The sequence below is a fragment of the Jannaschia sp. 2305UL9-9 genome (assembly GCF_041403465.1).
GTDB lineage: Bacteria > Pseudomonadota > Alphaproteobacteria > Rhodobacterales > Rhodobacteraceae > Jannaschia.
Genome location: NZ_JBGEHM010000001.1, coordinates 1,026,669 through 1,052,438 on the forward strand (window position 1 = coordinate 1,026,669; position 25,770 = coordinate 1,052,438).

General features: G+C 65.6%; 22 protein-coding genes. 6 read left to right on the plus strand and 16 right to left on the minus strand.

Going from position 1 to position 25,770, the window contains the following annotated elements; genetic code table 11:
* Window positions 1-190: 190 nt before the first annotated feature.
* The 5 genes from V6N07_RS05020 to V6N07_RS05040 all read right to left on the minus strand — a co-directional run bounded on the left by V6N07_RS05020 (window position 191) and on the right by V6N07_RS05040 (window position 5,566).
* Window positions 191-2,404, minus strand: coding sequence for an RNA degradosome polyphosphate kinase (locus V6N07_RS05020; protein ID WP_371154507.1), 2,214 nt, complete (start codon window positions 2,402-2,404; stop codon window positions 191-193).
* Window positions 2,405-2,420: 16 nt separating this feature from the next.
* Window positions 2,421-2,951, minus strand: coding sequence for a CIA30 family protein (locus V6N07_RS05025; protein WP_371154508.1), 531 nt, complete (start codon window positions 2,949-2,951; stop codon window positions 2,421-2,423).
* A 95-nt stretch (window positions 2,952-3,046) separates the two neighbouring features.
* Window positions 3,047-3,709 (minus strand): chromosomal replication initiator DnaA, encoded by a 663-nt coding sequence (locus V6N07_RS05030; protein ID WP_371154510.1) that lies wholly within the window; start codon window positions 3,707-3,709, stop codon window positions 3,047-3,049.
* Window positions 3,710-3,711: 2 nt separating this feature from the next.
* Window positions 3,712-4,830 carry an AI-2E family transporter gene (locus tag V6N07_RS05035; RefSeq protein ID WP_371154512.1) on the minus strand — a complete coding sequence of 373 codons (1,119 nt, stop codon included), beginning with the start codon at window positions 4,828-4,830 and terminating at the stop codon, window positions 3,712-3,714.
* Between the two features lie 283 nt (window positions 4,831-5,113).
* Window positions 5,114-5,566: a GatB/YqeY domain-containing protein gene (locus V6N07_RS05040; protein WP_371154514.1), complete on the minus strand. Its 453-nt coding sequence runs from the start codon at window positions 5,564-5,566 to the stop codon at window positions 5,114-5,116.
* Between the two features lie 157 nt (window positions 5,567-5,723).
* On the opposite strand from V6N07_RS05040, the gene carA reads away from it, so the two are divergent.
* Both carA and V6N07_RS05050 read left to right on the plus strand, forming a co-directional pair.
* Entirely contained in the window at window positions 5,724-6,869 is a 1,146-nt protein-coding gene (gene carA, locus V6N07_RS05045; protein ID WP_371154516.1) for a glutamine-hydrolyzing carbamoyl-phosphate synthase small subunit, read from the plus strand.
* Window positions 6,870-6,968: 99 nt separating this feature from the next.
* Complete coding sequence (locus V6N07_RS05050; RefSeq protein ID WP_371154517.1) at window positions 6,969-9,119, plus strand: glycosyltransferase family 2 protein; 2,151 nt, start codon at window positions 6,969-6,971, stop codon at window positions 9,117-9,119.
* Between the two features lie 30 nt (window positions 9,120-9,149).
* On the opposite strand, the gene V6N07_RS05055 is transcribed toward V6N07_RS05050, so the two are convergent.
* Window positions 9,150-9,782, minus strand: coding sequence for a GntR family transcriptional regulator (locus V6N07_RS05055; protein WP_371154519.1), 633 nt, complete (start codon window positions 9,780-9,782; stop codon window positions 9,150-9,152).
* 83 nt (window positions 9,783-9,865) lie between these two features.
* Here V6N07_RS05055 and V6N07_RS05060 point away from each other — a divergent pair, with 83 nt between their 5' ends.
* Together V6N07_RS05060 and V6N07_RS05065 are read left to right on the plus strand one after the other, a co-directional pair.
* Window positions 9,866-10,534, plus strand: a complete 669-nt coding sequence (locus V6N07_RS05060) for a pyrimidine 5'-nucleotidase (RefSeq protein WP_371154520.1) — start codon at window positions 9,866-9,868, stop codon at window positions 10,532-10,534.
* 10 nt (window positions 10,535-10,544) lie between these two features.
* Window positions 10,545-11,753, plus strand: coding sequence for an FAD-dependent monooxygenase (locus V6N07_RS05065; protein WP_371154522.1), 1,209 nt, complete (start codon window positions 10,545-10,547; stop codon window positions 11,751-11,753).
* Here V6N07_RS05065 and V6N07_RS05070 read toward each other — a convergent pair.
* From V6N07_RS05070 to V6N07_RS05085, 4 genes are all read right to left on the minus strand, one after another.
* Window positions 11,735-12,865: an aminotransferase class V-fold PLP-dependent enzyme gene (locus V6N07_RS05070; RefSeq protein ID WP_371154524.1), complete on the minus strand. Its 1,131-nt coding sequence runs from the start codon at window positions 12,863-12,865 to the stop codon at window positions 11,735-11,737. The genes V6N07_RS05065 and V6N07_RS05070 overlap by 19 nt on opposite strands.
* 147 nt (window positions 12,866-13,012) lie before the next feature.
* On the minus strand, window positions 13,013-13,465 hold the full coding sequence (locus V6N07_RS05075) for an Lrp/AsnC family transcriptional regulator (protein ID WP_371154525.1): 453 nt from the start codon (window positions 13,463-13,465) through the stop codon (window positions 13,013-13,015).
* 22 nt (window positions 13,466-13,487) lie between these two features.
* Window positions 13,488-16,619 carry an efflux RND transporter permease subunit gene (locus V6N07_RS05080; protein ID WP_371154527.1) on the minus strand — a complete coding sequence of 1,044 codons (3,132 nt, stop codon included), beginning with the start codon at window positions 16,617-16,619 and terminating at the stop codon, window positions 13,488-13,490.
* Entirely contained in the window at window positions 16,616-17,827 is a 1,212-nt protein-coding gene (locus tag V6N07_RS05085) for an efflux RND transporter periplasmic adaptor subunit (protein ID WP_371154528.1), read from the minus strand. Before V6N07_RS05085 ends, V6N07_RS05080 begins: the two co-directional genes overlap by 4 nt.
* A 455-nt stretch (window positions 17,828-18,282) precedes the next feature.
* Here V6N07_RS05085 and cls point away from each other — a divergent pair, with 455 nt between their 5' ends.
* Both cls and V6N07_RS05095 read left to right on the plus strand, forming a co-directional pair.
* Window positions 18,283-19,647: a cardiolipin synthase gene (gene cls, locus V6N07_RS05090; RefSeq protein ID WP_371154529.1), complete on the plus strand. Its 1,365-nt coding sequence runs from the start codon at window positions 18,283-18,285 to the stop codon at window positions 19,645-19,647.
* The gene (locus V6N07_RS05095; protein WP_371154531.1) at window positions 19,644-20,339 is read left to right on the plus strand and encodes an endonuclease/exonuclease/phosphatase family protein; all 696 of its coding nucleotides are present in this window, start codon (window positions 19,644-19,646) and stop codon (window positions 20,337-20,339) included. The genes cls and V6N07_RS05095 overlap by 4 nt, the downstream gene beginning before the upstream one ends.
* Window positions 20,340-20,459: 120 nt before the next feature.
* Here V6N07_RS05095 and V6N07_RS05100 read toward each other — a convergent pair whose 3' ends face one another.
* The 6 genes from V6N07_RS05100 to V6N07_RS05125 form a co-directional block, all read right to left on the minus strand.
* Window positions 20,460-21,452: a diguanylate cyclase domain-containing protein gene (locus V6N07_RS05100; RefSeq protein WP_371154533.1), complete on the minus strand. Its 993-nt coding sequence runs from the start codon at window positions 21,450-21,452 to the stop codon at window positions 20,460-20,462.
* A complete protein-coding gene (locus tag V6N07_RS05105) occupies window positions 21,449-22,045 on the minus strand; it encodes a heme NO-binding domain-containing protein (RefSeq protein WP_371154534.1) in 597 nt (198 codons plus the stop codon). Before V6N07_RS05105 ends, V6N07_RS05100 begins: the two co-directional genes overlap by 4 nt.
* A gap of 69 nt (window positions 22,046-22,114) precedes the next feature.
* Window positions 22,115-23,683 (minus strand): trimethylamine methyltransferase family protein, encoded by a 1,569-nt coding sequence (locus V6N07_RS05110; protein WP_371154536.1) that lies wholly within the window; start codon window positions 23,681-23,683, stop codon window positions 22,115-22,117.
* Between the two features lie 81 nt (window positions 23,684-23,764).
* The gene (locus V6N07_RS05115; RefSeq protein WP_371154538.1) at window positions 23,765-24,472 is read right to left on the minus strand and encodes an HAD family hydrolase; all 708 of its coding nucleotides are present in this window, start codon (window positions 24,470-24,472) and stop codon (window positions 23,765-23,767) included.
* Window positions 24,473-24,520: 48 nt separating this feature from the next.
* Window positions 24,521-25,201: a DUF1223 domain-containing protein gene (locus V6N07_RS05120; RefSeq protein WP_371154540.1), complete on the minus strand. Its 681-nt coding sequence runs from the start codon at window positions 25,199-25,201 to the stop codon at window positions 24,521-24,523.
* Window positions 25,202-25,283: 82 nt separating this feature from the next.
* On the minus strand, window positions 25,284-25,727 hold the full coding sequence (locus V6N07_RS05125) for an isoprenylcysteine carboxylmethyltransferase family protein (RefSeq protein ID WP_371154541.1): 444 nt from the start codon (window positions 25,725-25,727) through the stop codon (window positions 25,284-25,286).
* Window positions 25,728-25,770 lie beyond the last annotated feature (43 nt).

Consider the following 25,770-nt stretch of genomic DNA (forward strand, 5'->3'; position numbering starts at 1 on the left):
AGGTGCGGTCAATCGAAGGTCGGCATTGCCCGGCCTTGCCGTCCCCGCGTCATGCGGTGTGCAAGCTGTCCTGACGACAGCGCGCCCACCCGTTCCGATATGCCCGATGGTCGGGATTCAGCCCCCTGACCGAAGCCGCCCCTGCGCAGCATGGATGCGCAGGGCGATCGTCGCGTGGGTGGCAACCGGCCTATTCAGCGGAATGGGTCAATTCCGGCACGTCCTTCGCCCCCGCCGATCCGCGACCGGACAGGGAGGGATTCTCCATGAAGAAGCGATGGCAATTGAAGGGATTCTCCATCGCCGACACATCCGCACGGGTCCAATCACCCTCGGGTCCCAGAACCCAGCTTTGGGCGACATCGGCAAGGTTGGCCGCCATGACCTGGCTGACGATCTGCGCCTTGACGGTGGGATTGGTGCATTCCACCAAGGTCTCCACCCGCCGGTTCAGATTGCGCCCCATCCAGTCCGCGGAGGAGATATGGACGCGCGCCTTCTTGGACGGCAGGCCGTGGCCATTGCCGAAACACACGATACGGGAGTGTTCGAGGAACCGCCCCACGACGGATTTGACGCGGATATTCTCGGACAGGCCGACGACACCCGGACGCAGGCCGCAGATGCCCCGGATCACCAGGTCGATCTTCACACCCTCGCTGCTGGCGGCATAGAGCGCATCGATCACGTCAGGTTCGATCAAAGCGTTCATCTTGGCCCAGATGGCCGCGGGCCGACCGGCGCGTGCATGGTCCACCTCGGCGGCAATCGACTCGAGCAGAAAGGCCTTCATCTCGTTGGGCGAGATGTGCATCGCCTCCAACCCCTCGGGCGGCGCGTAGCCGGAGATGTAGTTGAACACCTTCGTCGCATCACGGCCCAGCTTGTCGTTCACGGTAAACAGGCTGAGGTCGGTATAGATGCGTGCGGTGATCGGGTGATAGTTGCCCGTCCCGAAATGCGTATAGGTGACCAGCTTGTCGCCTTCGCGGCGGACGACCGTGCTGATCTTGGCGTGGGTCTTGTAGTTGGTGAAACCATAGACGACATGCGCGCCCGCCCGTTCCAGACGGCGCGATTGGCGGATGTTCGCGGCCTCATCGAAACGGGCCTTCAATTCGACCAACGCGGTGACCTGCTTGCCGTTCTCGGCGGCCTCGCACAGGGCGGCGACGACGGGGCTGTCGCGGGACGTGCGATAAAGCGTCTGCTTGATCGCCACGACGTTCTTGTCCAGCGCGGCCTGCTGCAGGAAGCGCACCACCATGTCGAACGTCTCGTAGGGGTGATGCAGCAGCATGTCCTTCTGCCGTATGGCGGCGAACATGTCGCCGTCGTGGTCCTGCACACGTTCGGGCACGCGCGGCGTGAAGGACGGCCACAGAAGGTCGGCGCGTTCATCAACGACCAGTTCCTTGAGGGCGGACAGACCGATCAGGCCGTCCACCTCGATCACCTCGGTTTCGTCGACACCGATCTCGTCGACGATGTCGCGGCGCAGACCGGCCGGCGCGCCTGCCGTGATCTTCATGCGAATGATTTCGCCCCGGCGACGACGCTTCAGGGCGGTCTCGAATTCCCGCACGAGGTCTTCGGCCTCTTCCTCGACCTCCAGATCGCTGTCGCGCAGGACGCGGAACGCACAATGCCCGCGCAGGGCATAGCCGGGGAACAGCGACTCGATCTGCATCATCAACAGCTCTTCGAGCGGCAGGAACCGGACGGTCGCCGCCCCGGACGTATTCGTATCACCCTTGTCGGGCAGGCGGATGAAGCGGTCGATCTGTGCCGGCACCGGCAGAAGCGCACGCAGGCGACGCCCGTCGGACCGCCGCTCCAACTCGACGGCAAGGGCGAAACCCTCGTTCGGAATGAACGGGAAAGGATGCGCCGGATCAATTGCCAGCGGCGACAGGATCGGAAAGACCTGACGCAGGAAATGATCGGCCAGATCGGTCTTTTCGGCGGCGGTCAAACCGTCGCGGGACAGAAGGGTGATGCCCACCGTTTCCATCTCGGCGCGCAGATCCTTCCATGCCGATTGCTGCTGCCGCAGCAGGCGAACCGCGTCCTCGTCGATCATCGCCAGCTGTTCGGCCGGGGACCGGCCGTCCGCCGCAGGTGTCGTGTTGCCCGCGCGGGCAAGTTCGCGCAGGCCTGCCACGCGGACCGTGTAGAACTCGTCCAGATTTGCGGCCGAGATCGACAGAAAACGCAGACGTTCCAACAGGGGAAGGCGCGGATTCTCCGCTTCTTCCAGCACACGCCAGTTGAAGGCGAGCCAGCTGCGCTCCCGGTTGAAGAAACGGCCGGGGCCGATGACACGCGCATCATCGAGGGTGACGGGTGCGGGAAGGGGGGCACGCAGGAAGTCTGCGGCGGGGATCTGATCGGAGTCCAACATGTGCGGCACCCTAGCGCTAACGTGTGACGGAAGGGTGACACGCTACGTCCGCGTCCGCATCCTGTCCAGCGGTGCCCGCGTCGTAGATCCGCATTCCCGCCAACGCCACATCGGCCGAGAATGCGCGTCCGATGGCAAGGATTCCGACGCGCCGCGCCTTGGACAGATTCAGCGGCACCTGAGTCCGGTGCGGCGCCAGTTCGGCGAACGGGATCCTGACGCAGGTCCAGACATCGGGTGCGGTGAACGCAAGGCGATAGGATTGCCACGGGCGGGTCAGATCGTCGGTGCGCAGCCGGATCTCATAGACCTCGCCGTTTCCCAGAACCGTCAGTTCAAGACCGGCAGAACCGGACAGATCCACCACCCCGCCATCGGGGCGCAGGTCAGTCGCCATCTGGATAAAGCCGCCATCGTTGTCCAAGGACACCTGCCCCGTCAGCCGGTCGGCCTTCCGCCCCTGCACCACCTCGCGCGTCACCTGCCCTTGCGAGACGCCGCCCATCACGGTGTCGGCGACATAAGTCCAATCGGGGTTCGGGGTCATTTCAGTCTCCTGCGACCAGATCGGCGTTGAGATGGATACCCCCATCAGGATTGCGGCGCAGACAGGCAGGGCGCGCGCCCGGCGCACCGCGCGCATCATTCGCCCAAGAGACGGCGCGCGACGGGGATGTCGACTTCCTGCCCCGCGCTCAGCGCTTCGGCGTCGAGCTGTCCGACGATCCGATGCGCGGCGGCAAAGCTGCGCTCCATCCGGGGCAGCAGATATTGCACGAGGGCGGGCCGCACCGCGATCTGACGGTCCGCGAACAGCTTGACCAGAACGGCGGACAGCAACGCCTCGTCGGGCTGTTCCACCACGGCGGGTATCAGCGACGACAGGCGACTGGCAAGGTCGGGTAAGGCCACCGGCCAATCGGACGGCGCCAGACGCCCCGTCAGCAACAGACCCCGGCCCGCCGATGCGCAGGCATTCCACAGGTGGAACAACGCGCGCTCTCCCTCCGCGCCGGGAAGGCGGCGGTCGGCGTCCTCGACCACCAGCGGCCCCTCGGCAAGATCGGGCGCTTCCTCGGCGCGCAGACTGGCGGCATCGATGATCCGCGCGCCCGCGTCCTCGGCCCAGATGGACGCAAGATGCGACTTGCCGGCCCCCTCGGGTCCGATGACGGCCAGCCGCCTGTCCGGCCATGCGGGCCACAGGTCGATCAGACCCAAGGCACGCGCATTGGCGGGCGAGATCATGAAATCACCCCTGCCCCGCGCCTCGAGGTGCGGCAAGTCGATGGTAGTCTGGCGCATGGTCACTCTGCCGCGTCATGGACATGCGCAGGGTCCACCGGCTCCATCCGCGGCGGCACGGCGGCCTGTGGATCGCGCCCCCGGTACAGCAGGCTGTCCTTGTATTCGGCCATCGCGAACCGCGCGACCACCCCAAGGGACGCCGCGACGGGCACGGCCACCAGCATTCCAACGAACCCATAGATGGAACCGAAGGCGGACAGCGCGAACAACAGCCAGACAGGGTGCAGACCGACGCTATCCCCGACCAGCTTGGGCGTCAGGATGTTTCCTTCGAAGAACTGACCGGACACGAAAATCGCGGCGACAAGGCCGATGGCGGCCCAGTCGCCCCAGAACTGAAACAACGCAAGGCCGATGGCCAGGGCCCCGCCAACCAGTGCGCCGATATAGGGAATGAAGGTGATCAGACCCGCGATCGCCCCGACAACAAGACCGAACTGCAACCCGACCAGCATCAGCGCGGCGGAATAATACGTCCCGAGCACGAAGCAGACGGTCAGCTGCCCGCGCACGAAGCTGGCCAGGGTGGCATCGATGTCCGAGGCGATTCGGCGGATCGTGCCGACATGGTCGCGCGGCAGCATCTCGTCGATCCGGGCGACCATGTTGTCCCAGTCGAGCAGCAGGTAGAACGCGACGACCGGAACGACGACCACGAAGACCAGCGCGTTCACAACCCCGAACAGACCGGCAACGATCTGCTGCGCCAATTCCCCACCGCGCGATTGGACCATCTCACCAAGGTCGGCCAGACCGGTCTGGATCAGCCCGCCCTCTTCCACCAGGTCCGGGAAGCGGGCGGTCAGCCAATCGCGCAAGGCATTGAAATAATCCGGTGCGGCACGCACGAGGGACGTCATCTGTTCGACCAGCAACGGAATGATGAAAGCCACGGCAAGCAGAAGGGCCAGCACCCCGACCAACGTGATGATGGCCGTGGCGGCGGACCGGGGCAGGCCCAGAACCTCCAACCGGTCGGCCAGCGGGTCGAGGATATACGCGATGGCCCCGCCGACGATGAACGGCAACAGGACAGGTCCGAGATACCACAGCAGCACGAGGAACACGGCCGCAGCCAAGCTCCAATACAAAACCTGAGCCCTCACTGGCAAAGCCATGGCTGTCCCCTCGATGCGCGTCCCGTTCCAGATGGGCATGTTATGACAGCTTGGCAAGTAACCCGGAACCCGCGCCAGTATCGGCACATCAGTTTGCGATGACCGGTCTTGGCCGGCATAGGGCCCATGCCTTGGAAAACGTCTATGGGGACCACCGATCACGCACATCCGCGACGCCGGCGAACTCCTGCCCTTCGAATATCGGGGCCGTGTGCCCGTCCGGGCGGGCCGTGGCAGATGGCGCCGACCGGACGGCATGCACCATGCCCGGCGCAAACGCGCGTCAGGCGAGGCGGGCCTTGACCATCGGTCCGACCCGGCCGAAATCCATCTGGCCTGCGTGCTTGGACTTCAGCAGGCCGATCACCTTGCCCATGTCGCGCAGCGATGCGGCCTCGGTCTCGCTGATGGCGGCGGCCACGGCGGCTTCGACCTCCTCGTCGGACAGCTTGCGGGGCAGGAATTCCTCGATCACCTTGATCTCCGACAGCTCCTGCTCGGCCAGTTCCAGCCGGCCCGCTTCCTCGTAGGCGCGGGTGCTTTCCTGCCGCTGCTTCACCATCTTGGCGAGGATGGCCATGATCTCGGCCTCGCCGACCTGACGGTCTTCGGCGCGCAGGGCGATGTCCTGATCCTTGATCGCGGCATTGATCAGCCGCAGCGTGCCAAGTCGCACAGAGTCCTTGTCGCGCATGGCTTCCTTCAGCCCCGCACTCAGCTTGTCTTTTAGTCCCATCAGATACACCCTCGTGCTGCGTGACGCGAAACGCCGCGTTTAGCCCAGCACAACAGGCGCCGCAACGCCCTGCGGCGCCTTGACCCTCCGCCACCCGCGCCATACACCCCGGCGAGTTTGCCCCGCCCCTGCCCAAGACCCTGACCGGAGAGTTCCCATGGCCCAGACGCCCACCGCCTGCCTTGCCCTTGCCGACGGGACGATCTTCAAGGGTCGCGGATTTGGCGCGACCGGAACCGCCGTTGCCGAATTATGCTTCAACACGGCCATGACCGGCTATCAGGAAATCATGACCGATCCGTCCTACGCAGGACAGATCGTGACCTTCACCTTTCCCCATATCGGCAACACCGGCATCACCCCGGAGGATGACGAAACCGCCGATCCCGTCGCTGCGGGCATGATCGTCAAGTGGGATCCGACCGAACCGTCGAACTGGCGCGCCACGCGCGACCTCGAAGGATGGCTGGCCGCGCGGGGCCGCATCGGCATGGGCGGCGTCGACACCCGGCGCCTGACCCGCGCCATTCGTCAGCAAGGCGCGCCTCATGTCGCCCTTGCGCATGACCCCGACGGCAATTTCGACATCGAAGGCCTGGTCGCACGCGCGCGGGCCTTTCAGGGTCTCGAAGGGCTGGACCTCGCGCGCGACGTGACCACCGCGCAATCCTACCGCTGGTCGGAAACGAAGTGGGCGTGGCCCGACGGCTATGGCACGCAGGAGGCGCCGCGTCGCAAGGTCGTCGCCATCGACTATGGTGCGAAGCGCAACATCCTGCGCTCGCTCGCGTCGGTCGGCTGTGATGTGACCGTGCTGCCGGCGACCGCGACGGCCGAAGATATCAAGGCCCTGTCACCGGACGGCGTATTCCTGTCGAACGGACCGGGCGACCCGGCCGCAACCGGTGCCTATGCCGTGCCGGTCATCCGCGAGATGGTCGACAGCGGCCTGCCGGTGTTCGGCATCTGTCTCGGTCATCAGATGCTGGCCATGGCGCTTGGTGCGAAGACGGTCAAGATGAACCACGGGCACCACGGCGCCAACCATCCCGTGCAGCGTCGCGCGGACGGCAAGGTCGAGATCACGTCGATGAACCACGGGTTCACCGTCGATACGCAAAGCCTGCCCTCGGGTGTCGAGGAAACGCACGTCAGCCTGTTCGACGGATCCAACTGCGGCATTCGCCTGTCCGGCAAGCCCGTGTTCTCGGTCCAGTACCACCCAGAGGCGAGCCCCGGGCCGCATGACAGTGCCTATCTGTTCGATGATTTCATGGCTGCCATGGACGCGGCATCTACCTGACCATCCGTTGCGAAGCCGGGCGGCGGAGCGCGGCCCGGTAACCGATTGTTAACCCCTTTCGGGCCACCTCGTCGGTGACCAAGTCCGAAAAGGGTTCAGATGCCGCCGTCGCAATCCAGCGATTCCGCCCGCCTGCGGCGATCGGACGGAGTGATTGCCCTGCCTTCCAGAAAGCTGGCGGACGGGGCTTCGGTCCTGACGCGTGATCTTTCGCAGAATCGCGTCGTCGTTCCCTTTCCCGTCTCTCCGCCCGAACCAAGCCGCAGACCGTTCACCCCGCGCCGGATCACGTTCGACCCGGACGCGAGCGATGTGGCGGAACGCACCCGGACCGTGCCGGAGTTTCAGCGCCGTCGCCATGTGCGTCGTCGTGCGTTGGGGGAAATCCTTCTCGATGCGGATGCGATTTCTCCGATCCAACTTGCGCGTGCCCTCGCCCAGCAGCGGGAGATGGGGCTGCGCCTCGGCGATCTGTTGTTGCAGACCGGGATCGTCGGAGAGGCGGCCTTGGCCCATGCGCTCAGCGTTCAGCACGGGACAGGTGTCGCCGGACCGCTGCCGAAAATGCGGGATCCGGCACGGGACTCATGGGCGCGTCAGCTTCCCGTCGAAACCGCGTTGGCCTTTCGGGCGATCCCGTGGGAGCGTATCGGCAAACGCACCCTGATCGCGACCAGCCGCCCCGACCAGATCGACGAACTGGCGCGTGTCCTGCCAGCCGAACTCGGCCCCTGCCGGTTTGCCGTCGTGTCGGACCGGGCGTTGGACGCGCGTCTCGGAGAGGTCCATGGCGCGGCCTTGGCCCGCGCGGCGGAATGCAAGGTTCCGGCGCCGCTCAGTTGCCGGGGATTGCAGGCACGCGGCGGGGCGTCCGTGCTGGCGCTCTGCCTTGTGGCGCTGTGCTTTGCCGTGCTGGCATGGCCAGCCACGGCGCTTGGAGCGGCAACGGTTCTCGCGATCCTCGTTCTGATCTGCAACATGGGCCTGCGGATTGCTGCCGTCATCGCGCTTTGGCGGGGGCGACGGGGCGGTGGGTCTTTCGCAACGATCCGAACAACCGGAAACGCGGTCGGCCGTCTGCCTGTCATCACCCTGCTCGTGCCTTTGCACAGGGAGCCGGAGATCGCGGACGCCCTGACCAAGCGCCTGTCTCGCCTCGATTATCCCACTGCCCTGCTGGACATCTGCCTTGTGGTCGAGGCGGATGACCTTGTCACGCGCGCGGCCCTGTCGCATGCCGACCTGCCACCGTGGATGCGCGTGATCGCGGTGCCGGATGGATCCCCGCGAACGAAGCCACGCGCCATGAACTATGCGCTCAACTTCGCGCGGGGCGAGATCATCGGTGTCTACGACGCGGAGGACGCGCCTGCCCCCGATCAGCTGCGAAAGGTCGCTGCGCGGTTTCATTCCGCCCCGCCCGAGGTTGCCTGCTTGCAGGGGTTGCTCGACTATTACAATCCGACCCGAAACTGGATGTCCCGCTGTTTCACCATCGAATACGCCAACTGGTTCCGGATGATCCTGCCGGGCATCGCGCGCCTCGGCCTCGTCGTGCCGTTGGGCGGCACGACATTGTTCTTCCGCCGCTCGGCGTTGGAAGCCGTCGGCGCATGGGATGCGCACAACGTGACCGAGGATGCGGACCTGGGCGTCCGTCTGGCCCGCAAGGGGCTGCGCACCGAGATCATCCAGACAACCACCCTCGAAGAGGCCAATGCCTCCCCCCTTGCCTGGGTCAAGCAGCGATCCCGGTGGATGAAGGGCTATATCCTGACATGGGCCGTGCACACGCGGCACCCGATGCAGCTATGGCATGACCTCGGGCCGAAACGGTTCTGGGGTTTTCAGGTGATGTTCGCGGGCGCGACCCTGAATGCGATCCTGCTGCCGGTGCTGTGGTCGACGATCGTCCTGACCGTCGGCGTTCCGCACCCGATCACCAAGGTTCTGCCCGGCGGTCACGTGGCGACACTGGCCGTCTTTCTCAGCCTGATGTTTGTACTCAACATCGCCCTGTCGATCATCGGATGTGCGGCGCCACACCATCGCAGACTGCGCCGGTGGGTGCCGACGATGGTGGCCTATTTCCCGCTGGCCAGCCTTGCAATGGCCAAGGCGCTGTCGGAAATTGCCCTGCGTCCGTTTCATTGGGACAAGACCGTGCATGGCGGTTTCGGCGGCGATGATTCGAGCGCGGAGATCGACAAGCTGCACAACGGCTTGCAGACGCTAACCCCACGGGGGTGACCAAACGCGCTTCGTTCGCGCACCGGTCACCTACAGGCTGCGGGCCTCTTCCCTCAGCCGCACCTCGAACGCGGTGCTCAGATGCTGGCGCAAGGCGGCGGCCGCGCGATCCCCGTCGCGCGCCGCGATCGCGGCAACGATGGCTTCGTGCTCTGCCAAGGCCGTCTCGCCCCGCCCTTCGGCGGCAAGGGATGTCGTCGCCATCAGCGCCATCGACCGATGCACCATGCTCAGCTGCTGCACCAGATAGCGGTTGTGGGACGCAAGGTGAATCTGGCCGTGAAAACGCCGGTTGGCCCGTGCGAGGGCCTCCGTATCGCCAAGCAGGGCGCGATCCTCCTCGACCATGGCCGCAAGGACTGCGACCTCCTCGCGGGCGGCATGTTGCGCGGCGAGGCGGGCGGCCAGCGCCTCCAGCTCGGTCCGCACGGCATAGAGTTCGGCCATCTGGTCATGACCCAGCGTCGCCACGATGAGAGAGCGTCCGTCGCGCGTCAGCAGGGCCTGCGTTTCGAGACGCTGCAGGGCTTCGCGGACGGGCGTGCGGCTGACGCCAAAGCGGTCGGCCAGTTCGCTTTCCACCAATCGGTCGCCGGGGCGATAGGTGCCGCGATCGATCGCATCGATGATCAGGGCATGGGCGTCCTTCTGGGTCGGCTGCACGGGCACATCCTTTGCGTGGGCATTGCCGAACGGTAGCGGGCACACCCTTGCGGATCAACCACGTGGGGCGTAGCCGAAGGGCCATGCACCCTGCCTTTGCCCATATCGACACCTGGGTCTTCGACCTCGACGAGACCCTCTATCCGCCCAGCACCCCGCTGTTCCCGCAGATAGAGGCACGTATGAACGACTGGATTCGCGCGTTTCTCGGCGTCGATGCGGCACAAGCAGACCGGTTGCGCGCGCAATGGTGGCTGGACCACGGAACGTCCCTGATGGGGCTGATGCGGGACCACGACGCGGACCCCGTGCCGTTTCTGCAAGACGTGCATGACATCGACTTTTCCGTTCTGGCCCCCGATCCCGAGATGCGGACGGCCATCGCGGCCCTGCCCGGTCGCAAGGTGATCTTCACCAACGGCACGACGCCCTATGCCCATAATGTCCTTGCCGCGCGCGGTCTGTCCGACCTGTGGGATGCCGTGCATGGGGTCGAACATGCGGGCTATGTTTCCAAACCGGCGCGTCTGGCCTTTGATCGGGTCTTTGCCCGCGATGGCCTGACGCCGCACCGCGCCGCGATGTTCGAGGATGTCGCCCGCAATCTGGCCGTGCCGCATGAAATGGGCCTCGTCACCGTGCATGTCGGGCCCGTCCGGGACCCGGGCGCGCATGTGCACCACCATGCGCCCGACCTCACGGCCTTTCTGCGCGGCATCCTGACCACTGGTCCCACCGCGTCAGGCGACTAGGTTTCACGACATGGAACATGACACCGATATCCTCATCTCCGGCGCCGGTCCTGCGGGCCTTGCCGCGGCCTGTATCCTTGGGGCGGCGGGGCACCGGATCACCCTTGTCGACCCGGCCCCGCCGATCACTGGCGAGGATGCGCCGGGGGCCGATCTGCGCACGACGGCTCTGCTGCAACCCGCGCGCGACCTTCTGACGGCGGCTGGCGCGTGGGAGGGCCTTGCGGCCCATGGCACCGAACTGGACGTGATGCGCATCGTGGACGCATCCGGCAATACGCCCGTCAGTCGCGATTTCACATCGGGCGATATTTCCGACGCGCCGTTCGGATGGAACGTTCCGAACTGGCTTCTTCGGCGGGAACTGCTGGCCCGGGTGGCTGACCTGTCGACGGTGGCGACGCGGTTCGACACGGCCGTGACGGGCCTGTTCGCCCGCACGACGGCGGCACGCGTGTCCCTGTCCGATGGCACCCGGCTGTCTGCGGCGCTTGTCCTGGCCTGTGACGGCCGCACCAGCCCCCTGCGCGGGATGGCCGGTATCGGCGCGCGCACCGTGGACTACGATCAGACGGCGATCGTTTTTGCCGTTGCCCACGACATGCCCCATGACAATGTATCGACAGAGGTGCATCGCAGCGGCGGGCCCTTCACCCTCGTGCCCCTGCCCGACCGTGAAGACACGCATCGATCCGCTGTCGTCTGGATGGACGACGCGGCCGCACAGGTCCACCGGATGGAGCTGGAGCAGGATGCCTTCACGGCCGAGGTCAACGACCGCTCCGCCGGGGTCATGGGCCCGCTGACGGTCATCAGCCAACGTGCCGCATGGCCGATCCTGTCCCGCATCGCGGATCGGCTGACGGCCCCGCGCCTGGCGCTTGCGGCCGAGGCGGCCCACGCAATGCCCCCGATCGGGGCGCAGGGGTTGAACACTTCGCTGAAGGATATCGCCGCCCTGCGTGATCTGGCGGCGCGGCATGATTTGGGCTCGGCCGCGATGCTGGATGCCTATCACCGCCAGAGATGGCCCGACATCGCGGCCCGGATGGCCGGGATCGACATGCTGAACCGGACGTCACGGGCCAGCTATGCACCGGTTCAGGCCCTGCGTGGCAAGGGCATGGCCCTCCTGCACGATGTGGCCCCCCTGCGCCGCACCATGATGCGGCTGGGTCTGGGGGGCCGTCCGACGCAGGCTCAGCCCGGAAAGACCTGATCGATCACGCGCACCAGCCGTTCGACCGTCCCATCGACATCGCGCAGCTTGTCCAGACCGAACAGGCCCAGGCGGAAGGTGGCGAAATCCGCCGGTTCGTCGCATTGCAACGGCACGCCGGCGGCGATCTGCATTCCATACGCCATGAAGGCGGCGCCCGATTTGATCTCGGCCGAGGGCGCATAGCTGACGACCACACCGGGGGCGCCGAACCCGTCGGCAGCGACCGAGGGCACGCCCTTGGCGGCCAGCATGGCGCGCACCTTGTTGCCAAGCTCCCATTGCGCATCCTTGGCACGGTCGAAGCCGAGGGCACGTGTCTCGTCGACCGTGTCGCGGAACACGCGCAGGGCATCGGTCGGCATGGTGGCGTGATAGGCGTGCCCACCGGCCAGGTAGGCATCCATGATCTGCGACCATTTCTTCAGGTCGATGGCAAAACTGTCCGACGTCGTTTCCTCGACGCGGGCGCGCGCACGCTCCGACAGCATCACGAGCCCGGCGCAGGGTGACGCCGACCAGCCCTTCTGCGGGGCGGAAATAAGAACGTCGACGCCGGTTGCGCGCATATCGACCCAGGCACAGCCCGAGGCGATGCAGTCCAGCACCATGAGGGCACCGACCTCGTGTGCAGCCGTGGCGAGTGCGGTGATGTAATCGTCCGGCAGGATCACGCCCGCCGATGTCTCGACGTGCGGCGCGAAGACGACGTCGGGCCTGACCTCGTGAATGCGGGCGACCACCTCGTCGATGGGGGCAGGCGCGAAGGGCGAGCGGCTGTCGTTGCCCTGTTGGCGCGCCTTGAGGACCTCGGCCCCCTCGGTGAAGGCGCCGGCCTCCATGATCTGGGACCAGCGATAGCTGAACCAGCCGTTGCGCACGACCAGGGCGCGGGCGCCCTGTCCGAACTGACGCGCCACGGCCTCCATGCCGAAGGTGCCGCCGCCGGGAATGATGACGGCATGATCCGCGCCGTAAACCTCGCACAAGGCGCCGTGCAGATCGCGCATGACCTGCTGGAACGACTGGCTCATGGAATTGAGCGAACGGTCCGTGAAGACGACCGAGAATTCTTCGAGACCCTGCGGGTCCACGGTATCGAGCAATGCCATGACGGTTCCTCCTGCGTTGGCGATGATATTTCATGCCCGTCCGGGCACGGCAAAGCCTATCTCGGCATACCGCGCGGCGTGGTGGGGTTCGCAGGTTTCCGAAACGCGCGGGACAACTCCGATCCTCGGCATGCGGGGGGACCCATGTCACAGCGGGCCAGGCAGCCGCTCCTCGCTCAGCAGGACATTGGCCTCGACCTCGCCCACGCCGGGCAAAGCCATGATCCGCCGACGCAGCACGCGCTCGAAGTCGGACAGGTCGCGGGCGGTCACACGCAGGCGGTAGTCGTAGCGCCCCAGCACATGTTCCACCCGCCGCACTTCGGGGATGGCGCTGACGGCGCGTTCGAAATCTTCCAGACTGACGCGGCCCTTGGTGGCCAGCTTGACCCCCAGAAAGACAGAGACGCCGAAGCCCAGCTTTTCCAGGTCAAGGGACAGGTCACGCCCCCGCAAGACACCCTCGTCACGCAGCCGGCGCAGCCGCCGCCACGCGGCCGGTTGCGACAGGCCCACGGCGCGCCCCACCGCCCCCGCCGACAGCAGGGCGTTGCCCTGCACCACCCGCAGGATCGCCCGGTCGAGGTCATCGATCGTCATTCACGTCCCCCGCATTCCACAATCATGCCGGCGCGGTCTTGCCCACCGGCGCCGTGCGTTTCGCACGGTTGGCCGACTTTTCCCCCAGCATCAGCATTGCGGGTGTCACGATCAAGGTCAGCACGGTCGCGATCACGAGGCCCCCCGCAATCGCCGAGCTCAGCTCCGTCCACCATTGGGTCGACGGCGCACCATAGACAATTTCACGCGTGAAAAAGTTCAGATTGACCCCGATCACCATCGGCAGCAGGCCCAGTGCCGTCGTCACCGAAGTCAGAACGACCGGGCGCAGACGCTGTGCCCCGGTGCGCAGGGCGGCCTCGAGGGGTGACAGGCCCAGACGCTTGAGGTCATTGTAGGTATCGATCAGCACGATGTTGTTGTTCACGACGATCCCCGCAAGGGCAATCACCCCGATGCCCCCCATGACGACGCCGAACGGACGCCCGGTCAGGATCAGGCCGAACAGCACGCCAGCGACCGAAAAGACGATCGCGCTCATGACGACGAACGCCTGATAGAAGCTGTTGAACTGTATCACGAGGATGACGAACATCAGGAAGATCGCCGTGGCAAAGGCCCCGACGAGGAACACCATCGACTCGGTCTGATCCTCGGCCTCGCCCGCGAACGCGGCTTCCACGCCTTGTGGCAGGTTCAGATCGTCGATGGCCGCCTGCAGGGCGACGGTCTGATCGTTCACGAGGACACCCGGCGCGACGTTCGATTCAATCGTGATGACGCGGCGCTGATCCACGCGGGTGATCGTCCCCGACCTCGGGGCCGGCTCGAACGTCACGAAGTTGGAAATCGGGACGAGGCCGGCTGTCGTCGGCACGCGCAGCGACTGCAACTCCTCCAGCGTGCGTTCTTCGGACGGAAAGCGCACGTTGATATCGACGGAGCCTTCCGCATCATCGGGGCGATAATCGGCCACGGTAATGCCGCGCGTCAGAAGTTGCACCGCCTGACCCAGCGTGGAGATATCGGCACCGAAACGGGCCGCTTCGGACCGGTTGACCGACAGTTGCCATTCCACCCCCGGCAAGGGCCGCGTGTCCGTCACGTCGGTGAACCCGCCGATATCGTCCATCGCGGCGCGAATGGCCGTCACGGCATCCGCTTGGGCCTGCGGATCGTTGGCCCGCACGCGGAGGGATATCGGCTTGCCCGCGCTCGGCCCGTTCGAGGCTGTCTGCACCTGCACGTCGATACCCGGCACCTCGGCCATGTCGATGCGGATGTCCTCTGCGATCAACTCCGCGGGGCGCCTCGTGTCCCATTCGGTGAATTCGATCTGGATCGTGCCGATCAGATCGGCCGCGTCCTGGTTCGATCCCCCCGACCGCGCATAGACGGACGCGATCTCGGGATAGTCGAACAGACGCGCCTCTACCCGCCGCACGAGCGCATCCTTTTCGTAGATCGAGAAATTGTCGCGCGCCCGGACCTGAACCTGGGCGAAGTCAGGCTCGACCGAAGGAAAGAAGCTGATGCCGTTGCCGAACTGTCCGTAGGCCGTGAACCCCGCAAGCAGGAAGGAGACTGCCATGATCAGCGTTGCCCACGGTCGCAGAATGGCGAATTGCAACAGACGGACATAGCCACCGGTCACGCCGCCCAGGTCACGCGGGTCGCCACGTTCAGCGGCATGAAGAACCGCCTTGTCCTTGGCCCCCTGCGGGGATTTGCGCCCGATGATGCCGCCAACCACCGGAATGAAGATCAGCGCCATGAAAAGAGACGCGGTCAGCGTCAGGATGACGGTGATCGGCAGGAATTTCATGAATTCACCCACCGTTCCGGTCCAGAACAGAAGCGGGAAGAATACCGACAGGGTGGTGGCCGTCGAGGCGATGATGGGCCATGCCATCCGCTTGGCCGCAAAGGCATAGGCGGCCTTGGGCGCGTCCCCCTCCTGCAGGCGCCTGTCCGCCAGTTCGGTCGTCACGATCGCCCCGTCGACCAGCATTCCGACCACGAGGATCAAGCTGAACAGGACCACGAGGTTCATGGTATAGCCCATGACCGACAGCGCCGTGACACCGGCAAGGAAAGCCCCCGGAATGGCCAGCCCGACCAGCAGGGCCGACCGGATGCCCAGCGCCCAGACGATCACGATCATGACGAGGATGACGGCCGCGATCACGTTCGCTTCGAGGTCGGACAGCATCGTCTCGACCTGTTCGCTCTCGTCCTGCATGTAGTTGATCGTCAGGCTTTCGGGCCAATCCATACGGGCCTCTTCGATGACACCCCGAACGGCGGCGACCGTCTCGATGATGTTGGCCCCCGACCGTTTCTTGATTTCCAGCGCGAGGGCAGGCTGGCCATCGATCCGGGCGAACCCCGTCGGATCCTCGAAGGTGCGCCGGACCGTGGCCACGTCCGCAAAGGTCACGACCGTGTCGCCACGCACCTTCACCGGCAGGGCCATGACGTCGGCCACGTCCTCGATCAGGCCGGGAACCTTGAGGACGATGCGCCCGGCCCCGTTCTCGATCGCGCCGGCGGCGACAAGCAGGTTGTTGCGGTTGATCTGGGAAATCAGCTCTTCGAAACTGATGTTGTAGGTCTCGAAGATCGTGGGGTCGATCAGCACCTCCAGAAGCTCGGTCCGGGCCCCGCCGACATCGACTTCCAGAACGCCTTCCAGGGCCTCGATCCGGTCCTTCAGATCTTCGGCCAGCGTATTCAGCGTCCGCTCGGGCACCGGACCCGACAGGATCGTCGTGAGGATCGGGAAAAGCGCCGTATTGATCTCGGTCACCGTCGGATCATAGGCATCGTCGGGCAGGTCGGGGGTGGCGCGGTCGACCCCTTCGCGCACCTTGTCGAGGGCCTCGTCCGCATCGAAGCCGGGCTCGAACTCCAGCTGGACGCTGGCATAGCCTTCGCCCGCGTTCGCCGTCATCTGTTTCAGACCCGTGATCGAAGACAGCTCCGTCTCCAGAGGTTCGACCAGCAGACGTTCCGCATCCTCTGGGGAAATTCCGTCCAGACCGGTCGATACATAGAAGATCGGGATCGGAATCTCGGGCGAGCTTTCCTTGGGGATCGCGACATAGGAATAGGCGCCCGCCGTCAGCACCATGATCAGCACGAGAACCACGACGCGCGCGCGGCTGAATGCGGCATCGATCAGGGCGTTCATCGGGCCGCCCCGGTGATGCTGGCCGTGCCCTGCGCATCCTCCGCCATGTCGGGCACACCGGGCGCGGGTTCTGACGGGGTGCGCGATGTGCCGGCGTCGTCTTCCTGCGGGTCCACGACCTCACCGTCGTTCACGAACCCCTGCCCCACCGAGATGATCCGCACCTCGTCCGGCAGGCCCGCCACCCAGATCCCGTCCGTCTGGGCACGAACGATGGCGATCTCGTGAAACGCGACGGTGTCATCCCCGGTCACCGTCTTGATCCCGAGCGTGCCGTCGGTGTCGAGGGACAGGATCGCGGGCGACACGAAATGTGCGACCTCCTCGCCCGTCGGGATGCGCAACTGTGCGCTGATGCCTGCGGGAATGGCCCCGTCCGCATTCGGCACCTCGACGCGCGCCGTGAAGGTGCGCGTCTCTGCGTCCGCGCTGGTCGCGACAAAGCGCACCTCGCCCTGCGCCGTATCTCCGGTGATGAACGCCACATCGGCCGGCTGACCGACCTTGATATCGCGCAGCGATTGTTGCGGGACCTGTATTTCGATCGTCAGGGGCGTGTTGTCGACGACGCGCCCCACGTTCGCCCCCGCCGAGACGAATTCACCGACCTCGATGTCCAAGGCTTCCAGCCGACCATCGAAGGGCGCGCGGATTTCCGTGTCCGCGATGGCCTGCTGCGCTGCGGTGACGCCCGCAATGGCCGAGGCAAGGCCCGCGCGGGCTTCGGCCACCCGGTCCACGGTAGCAACACCACGGTCCAGCAAGGCCTCGGCGTTGTCGAATTCCCGCTGGGCGCGGATACGTTCCTGTTCCGCGCGATCAAGGTCGGCCTGTCGGGCGGCGACATCGAAGCGCGCGATGACCTGTCCTGCGGCAACGTCCGCGCCCATCTCCGCCAGAACCTCGCCGATCTGGCCCGACGTCTCGGCACGGACCACCGTGTCCCGGTCCGGCAGGGCCTGTCCCTCTGCCACGAAGACCTGCGCGACCGGCTCGGCGGTCGATGCGCGTACGGCGACCGTCACGGGGCGCAGGACGCGTTCCTCCTCCGGCGTGGCATCCGTATCCTCGGCCGGAAGGATGAATCCGCTGCCCATCCATGCAACGATGGCAAGCGCAAGGGCACCGGCCACCCATTTGGAGCGGTTCGATCCCGCATCGCTCTCGAACGTCAGGGCGGGGGGTGTCTCGCTTGTCGCATCGGTCATGGGGGGTTTGTCCTTGAACTTGGGCGCCTCGGTCCCGGAACGCGTTAAATGGGCTTGCCCGGCGGTTCAGCCAATAGCCGTGCGATGCATTCGATCTTTCGCCACAGCACCGCCCCCGGCCATTCGTTCCCACCTACATGCCCGCCCCGCGGCGGTCGATGGAGGAGGCGTACCACGACCCTGCCAGTGTATCGCGCCACCAGCCAGCAGGTCCGAAATACCCCCACCCAAGGCCCTCGAAGGCCCCGCATGTCATCACACGACGCTTGCGCCGCTATGGGATAAGTCCCGGCGACATCACCTTGTTCCGCGGCATCCTGCGAACGCCCTGCGCAAGCCCTCTCCGGAACCGCAGTCCGCGACAGCCGTTTGGCCCGCAGGTTGCACTGTCGGCCACAGCGATGCAGACCGGTTTCAACATATGGACGACCGCAAACGATCACGGGGTGGCAGGCATGGTGATTTGGCTGGGTGTCGGGGCACAACTTGCGCTTGTTCTTGTCGGCCTGCTCGTGGCGCGGGCCGCGCTTGTGACCGCGCGCACACCGCAGGGGGCCGCCGCCTGGGTCGTCTTTCTGGTCTCGTTTCCACTGCTTGCCATTCCGATGTTCGCCCTGTTCAGCAGCGTGTCACGTTCCGGCGCACCCAAGGGCGCGCAGCACGCCTGCCCGGCCCCGATCGCGACGGGAACCCGGCTTGAGACATTGACCGGCGTGGTCGGCGCGCCGGTCACCGAGGGGAACACGGCGACCCTGTTGATCGATGGCGGACCGACGTTCGACGCCATCTTTGGAGCCATCGATCAGGCCCAGCATGAGGTTCTGGTTCAGTTCTACACGATTCGCGACGACACGATCGGCCGCGCATTGCGTGACCGCCTGATCGCCGCTGCACGACGGGGCGTCGATGTGCGGGTTCTGTGCGACATGGTCGGCTCCCTGTTCCTCGGGCATCGGTATGCCCGCGCCCTGCGGGCCGAAGGCGTGCGCTTTCAGGGGATCGTCGCCCCCCGACGCGTCATGGGACGTATCGGGCTGAACCTGCGCAATCACCGCAAGACCGTCATCGTCGACGGCGCGATCGGGTTCACGGGCGGCATCAATGTCGGTGACGAATACATCGACGGTGGCAAGGATTTCGACAGTTGGCGCGACACGCATGTTCGCCTGCGCGGACCGATGGTCGATCAACTACGCGCAATCTTTGCCGCCGATTGGACAGATCTGACGGGGGACGCCGTTCCACCCTCTGCGAACGCGCGCCCGTTGGTTGCAGACGATGGCGGGTGCCGTGGTGTCGTCGCCGGTTTCGGGGCGACCGATACCCTTGAACGCGGCAGCCTGCTGGCCTGCGGCCTGATCGGGCTGGCCAGAACGCGCCTCTGGCTCACGACGCCCTACCTCGTGCCACATGCGGATGTCGCGACCGCGCTGAAGCTTGCCTCCCTGCGCGGGGTCGATGTTCGCATCCTGATCCCCCGGCAATCCGACAACATGCTGGCGTGGTATGCATCGCGCAGCGCAGCGCGCGATCTGATCGCCGCCGGGATCGAGGTGCACGAATACCTGCCGGGGTTCCTGCATTCCAAGGTCATGCTGATCGACGACGATATCGCCTCCGTCGGAACCGCGAACCTCGACATCCGGTCGATGTTGCTGAACTTCGAACAGATCGCCCTGATCGAAGACACCGATTTCGCGCAGCAGATGGACCTGATGTTCGCAAAGGACTTCGAACGCGCAGTGCCACTGCAGATGCCCGGCCCATGGCATGTGCGCGCCCTTGCCCCGGTCGCACGCCTGTTCGGACCGCTTCTATGACCCGCCGGATCCGTATCGTCAGCTGGAACATCCGCAAGGCAGTCGGCCTTGACTGGCGGCGCGATCCTGCGCGCATCCTGCGGGTTCTGAACCGCCTTGCCGCCGATATCGTCATCCTGCAGGAGGCGGACCGGCGCCTGCCACCGCGTCCACCCGCCCTGCCCCCCGATAGCGTCCGGGCCGCGGGCTGGTCGATGATAGATGCGGACCCGGATACACCCTCGATAGGCCACCATGGCAATGCCGTCCTGCTGGGACGTGTTTTCACACTGGACCGATTGCAGGCCATCGACCTGCCGGGGCTAGAGCCGCGCGGCGCGGTCCTCGCCAGATGCACCGGGTGCGGCGGCAGCCTGACAATCGGCGCGCTGCACCTCGGGCTGCGCCACAAGGACCGCCTGCAACAGATGGCGCATGTCCTTCGGACAGCCGAGGCATTCGAGGGGCCCGTTCTGCTGGGCGGCGATCTGAACGAATGGCGCCCCGGTCGCAGCCTTCTGCCTGCCGGGTCGCCATGGCGCGCGGTCCTGCCCGGCCCGTCCTTTCACGCAAGCCGCCCCAGCCTGCGGCTGGACCGTTTCGTCGTCAGCCCCGATCTGATCGTTCGCGACAGCGGCGTCGCCACACGGCAGATGGCCGAGAGAGCATCCGACCATTTGCCCGTCTGGATCGAGATCGAGGGCTTGGCCTGACCCGATCGACAGGCAATGCCCCGTCGTCTTTCAGGTCGCGTTGACAGCCGAGCGTTCCACGCAGCCATTCCCACGTGGCTACCCGCCGCCCCGGTCGCCTGGGCCGGGCGCCGCGCGCGATCAAACCTGTCCGGGGCTCGCCACGCTGTAGCGCGCGCGGCCGTGGTTCTTGGAGGCATAGAGCGCCGTATCGGCATCCGACATCAAACGGTCGGGTTCGGGCACCCGATAGAAGCTGGACATCGTGATGCCGATGCTGCCGGAAATGCGACAGACGTGGCCGTCGAAAATGACAGGTTCCTCGAGGCGCGCGATGATGCGGTCCGCGATCCGCCGCATGAGGTCGACGTCACGGCAGCGACCGAACACGAGGATGAATTCGTCCCCCCCCACGCGCGCGACCATGTCACCCTGCCGCACGACATCGCGCAGGATGGTCCCGACACGCGACAGGACATGATCACCGGCGGCATGACCGAACGTATCGTTGATCGACTTGAAGTAGTCGAGATCCAGATGCATCAGCCCGAATTCCGTTCCGTTGTCCGACAGGGTCGCAAGGTGCCGGTCCATTGCCCGCCGATTGTGCAACCCGGTCAGTTTGTCGGTGATCGCCCGGTGTTCCGCCTCGCTGTGCGCCTCGACCAGACGGTCATTCAGATGCGCGAATTCCCGGACCACAGCCGACTGCGCCTCTATCAGGAACAGGATTTCGATCGTGGGGTCGAAGGCCGCGAAATCCGCCGCCGTCAGTCCGTGCCGCGCGACGCCTTTCGTGACGTCCGTGCCGAAGAAGACGTTGATCAGCCCCCCATCCCCAAGATCATAGACGACCGCCCGCATCCGTGTCCGGCTTTGCCCAGGACCGACCCGCCCCTCCTGCGGCAATTCCACGGTCAGGCGGCGACCGGGATTCTGCAGCAGTTGGACAGGATTTCCACAGCATTTGGGATGCAGAACCTGAACCACGTCGCACAGCATCTGGCCCGCCGCCCCCGGCGCGATATGGTCGAAGGTCTTTCCAACCCGCTGCACCCGCCCCCGCGCATCGAACAGGATGTGCATCGGCAGGATCGCGTTCAGCATGGCGTCGTTGCACAATGGGCCCGTCATATCGCCCCGCCGAGCGAGAATGCCTCCACCGGATAGAAGGCCTCCTGCACCAACTGGATCGTCACGGTTTCCGACCAACCCTCGTCCAGCCGCACGGCAGGCCCGACGTCGAGCATCGCAAGGGCGCCGTATTCATCCGCGAGCGCGCGCAACGCGCCCGTCAACAGACCACTCGCCCCCGGGACACACCAGTTGGATGAAACCTCGTAGGCAGAGCTGGTCAACTGGTTCAGATGGTAGTTCGGCAGGCCCAGATCGGGCACGGCCATGCGGCCCCTTGCGTCGATCTCGTCGATGGACAGAAGCAGATCCTGAAACGTCGTTCCGGTAAACCGGAACAGCCTGCGCACGGGTTCCAGCGGCGGATGCGTGCAGATCCAGGTTCCGATGTCCTCCATCAGGTGGATACGGTCCTGGTTCAGATGCGCCGCCGCCGCCCCCTGCGCCGCGTCGAATTGCGCGTCGGGATAGCTCAGCATCGTCTCGAAACGGTCGAACGGCAATTCGGCCGCCTGACGCACCTGCTTCCAGACCAGTGGGCCGTGTGTGGTGGTCAGGAACGCCTCGAGGGATTTGCAGATCATGCCGTGCATCGTGCCCCCCCTCTCGACTGGTATGGCGGAACACTGACCCGACATCTCTCAACAGGTGGTTAAGAAATCCTAGAAATCCGTCGGGGCGCCCCCCTCTTCCTTGCGGCGGCGGACAAAGGCGGCCAATTCCTCGCGGATCGCGATATCCATCGGCGGTGCCTCGAACCCGGCGATGATGCGGCGCGACATGTCGTGCGCGCGCTCCGCCGTCCATGTCGCTCCGGCAATGTCCCACGCTTCGTAGTTGCGCCAGTCGGACAGGAACGGCTGATAGAAGGCCGTCTGATAGCGGTCCTGCGTATGCTGACAGCCGAAGTAATGCCCGTTCGGGCCCACCTCGCGAATGGCCTCCACGGCGATATCGTCCTCGGTCGTGGCCCAGATCGACGGGTCGAAATAGCGCTGCATCTGCTGTAGGACTTCGCAATCCATCACGAATTTCTCGGGCGAGGCGATCAACCCACCCTCGAGCCAGCCGGCGGCATGATAGATGACATTCGTGCCCGACTGCACCGCCGACCAGAGGGACGCGGTCGTTTCCCACATCGCCTGACCGTCCGGGACATTCGCGGCGCAGACGCCGGAGGCGCGCATCGGAACACCGTAGAAGCGGCACATCTGTCCGGTCATCTGCGTCGCCCGGATGTATTCCGGCGTGCCGAACGCGGGCGCACCCGACTTCATGTCCACGTTCGACGTGAAAGTGCCCAAGGCGATCGGAACACCGGGTGCGATGTACTGAAGCAGGCAGGCCGCCGCGAGGGATTCCGCCATCGACAGGGTCACTGCCCCTGCCATCGTCACGGGGGCCATCGCGCCCGCGAGGGTGAAGGGGGTGATGATGATCGGCTGGCGCCGCTTGGCCAGGATCATCGCGCCTTCGAGCATGGGGAAATCGTGTTTCAGCGGGCTGACCGAATTGATGTTGGTATACATCCGCGGCGTTGCGTCGAACGCCTCATGCGTCAGGCCCCCGGCGATCCGCGTCATCTCGATGACATCCTCGACCCGCTCGCGTCCCAGCGAATAGGCATGCACCACCTTGTCGGTCAGGTTCAGCTTCGCCTCGAGACAGTCGAGATGGCGAACGCTGGCATGGATATCGATCGCTTCGACCGGATAGCCACCGGCGAAGTGGATACAGTTGAAATACTGCGTGAGCTTCAGAAACTCGACATAGCGGTCCCAGGTGCCCGACACCTTGCCGGTCTTCAGATCCCAGTAGTTCGGGGGGCTGGAGACGTTGCCGAAGGCCATCCAGTTGCCGCCGATGGTCAGGCGCTTGTCGGGATTGCGCGGGGTGATGGTGAACTCCGACGGCGCCTTTCCCATCATCTCCATCACGAAATCCTCGTCCATGCGCACGTTCGTGCCATCGACCCGGCATCCCGCCCGGCGCATGTGCTCCACCGCGGTGGGGTTCAGGAATTCGATGCCGATCTCCGACAGGATCCGCATGGCCCCCTTGTGGATGGCCTGCACCCCGTCGGCGTCCAGCGGTTCGGTCGGACGGTCGGGGTTGCGGGGCTGACGGAACGGCATCTGATCGATGACGGCGGTACCGGCGCGATCCGCATGGCCCCTGCGGCCCCCCGCACGCCTGCGACGCGGTTCCGTCGGTTCGGTCTGTCCATCCATGGCGTCGCCCTCCTGTCCTCGCAGGATGCGAAGCGCGGTTCGGCGACGATTGGCGAACTGCGACCGTTGGTGTCGTTTTCGCTATGCGGTCTGCAGGGAAATTTCTTGGGCATCCAGCCATGCCGGCAAATGGCTGACATCCGGCAGGACGACCTCGGCATGAGGTGCGAGGGCCGCGTGGTCGAGGGTGCCGGTCAACACGGCTACGGCGCGCATGCCCGCCCCCTTGGCCGCCAGCATGTCGGTCATGCCATCGCCGACGACCACCACCTCCTGCGGTCGAAGGCCCAGACCCTCTGCGAAGGCCAGCGCACCATGATGGCCCGGCTTGGCCCCCCACCCGCTGTCATACCCGATGACTTGGGCAAAATGATCGAGGATCCCGAGGTGGGCAAGATGGATCCGCGCCTCGCTTTCATCCGCGTTGGTCAGAACACCAAGGGCCAGGCCACGACCCGCAATGTCATGCAGCAAGGGTGCTAGGTCGGTTACCGGCACCTGCTCCACCTCCATGACGCGCAGGTCCCACCACCGGCGGATCCGGTCTGCGTCCCATCCGACAAGTTCCGCGATGGCGGCCCCGGTTTCGGCATTGGTCGCCGTCACGAACCGACCGTCGGGCCGGATGACGCCGGCTTCAAGATCAAAACCGATCACGTCTGCCAGAACATCGGGCGGGGCTCCGGTTTCCCGGGCCAGTTCACGGATGGGTCCAGGCATCCACCGTTCCCACGTTTGCCGGAAGTCGGTGAAGGTGCCGTCCTTGTCGAAGAGAATCGCGCGTATCATGGGCCCGGTGTGCCTGCCACCTGCCGGCAGGTCCAGCGCTGCATGCGATCAGTCTGCGCGCACGGCACCGATCACGGCACCCGGCTTGCCGTCGATCAACGATTGGGCCAGCACGAATTGCGCGTGATCCTCCGGCACCGACGGGAGGACGACGGACATCGCCTCGCCCGACCAATCGGTCAGAACCTCCCAGCCGGTGACCACGTTGTGATAGGTCATGTCCCGCCCCGCGTTCTCGCCGTGCAGGACCGGCACCGTTGCCTCCGGCAGGACGGTCACGAGGATCAGCTGACCACCCGCGTCCGATTCCATCGCCATGACCTTGCGCCCGTCGGTGCCCGAGGCGACGCGCAGAACATCCCCGCTGCGCCCGCGATGCGCATCGATCAGTTCGGCCAACTGCATGCCCGATGGCCCGGCGACCTGATCCTGACCGCCGATGACGAATTGCGGCGTATAGACCACGCTGGACCCCGCAACCGAGGCATAGTCACGCTGCCGCTGGGAAAAGCCGGGTTTGGCGAAGGTATCCGCCCAACCGATCCAGTCCCAATAGTCGACATGCAGCGACAGCGCGATCACGTCCGACCGATCCGCAAGCTCCCCCAGCATGTCATCCGCCGGTGGGCAGGAAGAGCAACCCTGCGACGTGAACAGTTCCACGACGACGGGGTCGGCCACGGCGGGTGCGGCGGCAAGGGTGGCGGACAGAAGCAAGGCAAAACGCATGAGCAGGAAAATCCCGTTTGTGTCACCCGTTACCTAGACAGACCGATGCGGCATTGCCAATCACCCTTGGGTGAGGACCGCCTTACAACCAACGCCGCGTCCGCGCGACATAGGCCCGCGCCGCCCCGCCGAAGGTATCCAGAAGCGCCTTCTCCTCGATCCGGGCGAACCGCCTGTCGAGCACCCAGACGAGGCCGGCAACCGGCACGAGGGCAAGCAGCGTGTCCTGCCGCAGGGCATAGCCCGAGGCGATCAGCACCAGCGCAAGGTAGATGGGATTGCGCGACAGGCGGTATGGCCCCTCGGTGATCAGGGCCTTGGGCCGGTGATGGGGTTCGATCGGGGTGCGCTTGCGCAGGAACCACAGGCCACACCACCCGATCAGGGCCAGCGCCACGCCGATCAGGGCCGCGCCCGCCCAGGCCCCCGGCCCCCCGGCCGATGGCCCCGGGCCACGTCCCAGCAGCCATGACACCGCCATGCACCCCAATAGCCAGATCGGAGGAAGATCAGGAAAGCCACGCATGCCATATGCCCCAAATCAGCAACACGGGCACGACCCTGCCTCA

Excerpts from the sequence above, each read along its gene's own strand:
- V6N07_RS05085 (WP_371154528.1), bottom strand. The coding sequence starts at position 17,827 with ATGACCGATGCGACAAGCGAGACACCCCCCGCCCTGACGTTCGAGAGC.
- V6N07_RS05110 (WP_371154536.1), bottom strand. The coding sequence starts at position 23,683 with ATGGATGGACAGACCGAACCGACGGAACCGCGTCGCAGGCGTGCGGGG.
- V6N07_RS05025 (WP_371154508.1), bottom strand. The coding sequence starts at position 2,951 with ATGACCCCGAACCCCGATTGGACTTATGTCGCCGACACCGTGATGGGC.
- carA (WP_371154516.1), top strand. The coding sequence starts at position 5,724 with ATGGCCCAGACGCCCACCGCCTGCCTTGCCCTTGCCGACGGGACGATC.
- V6N07_RS05080 (WP_371154527.1), bottom strand. The coding sequence starts at position 16,619 with ATGAACGCCCTGATCGATGCCGCATTCAGCCGCGCGCGCGTCGTGGTT.
- cls (WP_371154529.1), top strand. The coding sequence starts at position 18,283 with ATGGTGATTTGGCTGGGTGTCGGGGCACAACTTGCGCTTGTTCTTGTC.
- V6N07_RS05040 (WP_371154514.1), bottom strand. The coding sequence starts at position 5,566 with ATGGGACTAAAAGACAAGCTGAGTGCGGGGCTGAAGGAAGCCATGCGC.
- V6N07_RS05050 (WP_371154517.1), top strand. The coding sequence starts at position 6,969 with ATGCCGCCGTCGCAATCCAGCGATTCCGCCCGCCTGCGGCGATCGGAC.
- V6N07_RS05115 (WP_371154538.1), bottom strand. The coding sequence starts at position 24,472 with ATGATACGCGCGATTCTCTTCGACAAGGACGGCACCTTCACCGACTTC.
- V6N07_RS05030 (WP_371154510.1), bottom strand. The coding sequence starts at position 3,709 with ATGCGCCAGACTACCATCGACTTGCCGCACCTCGAGGCGCGGGGCAGG.
- V6N07_RS05020 (WP_371154507.1), bottom strand. The coding sequence starts at position 2,404 with ATGTTGGACTCCGATCAGATCCCCGCCGCAGACTTCCTGCGTGCCCCC.
- V6N07_RS05070 (WP_371154524.1), bottom strand. The coding sequence starts at position 12,865 with ATGGCATTGCTCGATACCGTGGACCCGCAGGGTCTCGAAGAATTCTCG.
- V6N07_RS05100 (WP_371154533.1), bottom strand. The coding sequence starts at position 21,452 with ATGACGGGCCCATTGTGCAACGACGCCATGCTGAACGCGATCCTGCCG.
- V6N07_RS05075 (WP_371154525.1), bottom strand. The coding sequence starts at position 13,465 with ATGACGATCGATGACCTCGACCGGGCGATCCTGCGGGTGGTGCAGGGC.
- V6N07_RS05105 (WP_371154534.1), bottom strand. The coding sequence starts at position 22,045 with ATGCACGGCATGATCTGCAAATCCCTCGAGGCGTTCCTGACCACCACA.
- V6N07_RS05120 (WP_371154540.1), bottom strand. The coding sequence starts at position 25,201 with ATGCGTTTTGCCTTGCTTCTGTCCGCCACCCTTGCCGCCGCACCCGCC.
- V6N07_RS05065 (WP_371154522.1), top strand. The coding sequence starts at position 10,545 with ATGGAACATGACACCGATATCCTCATCTCCGGCGCCGGTCCTGCGGGC.
- V6N07_RS05125 (WP_371154541.1), bottom strand. The coding sequence starts at position 25,727 with ATGCGTGGCTTTCCTGATCTTCCTCCGATCTGGCTATTGGGGTGCATG.
- V6N07_RS05095 (WP_371154531.1), top strand. The coding sequence starts at position 19,644 with ATGACCCGCCGGATCCGTATCGTCAGCTGGAACATCCGCAAGGCAGTC.
- V6N07_RS05035 (WP_371154512.1), bottom strand. The coding sequence starts at position 4,830 with ATGGCTTTGCCAGTGAGGGCTCAGGTTTTGTATTGGAGCTTGGCTGCG.
- V6N07_RS05060 (WP_371154520.1), top strand. The coding sequence starts at position 9,866 with ATGCACCCTGCCTTTGCCCATATCGACACCTGGGTCTTCGACCTCGAC.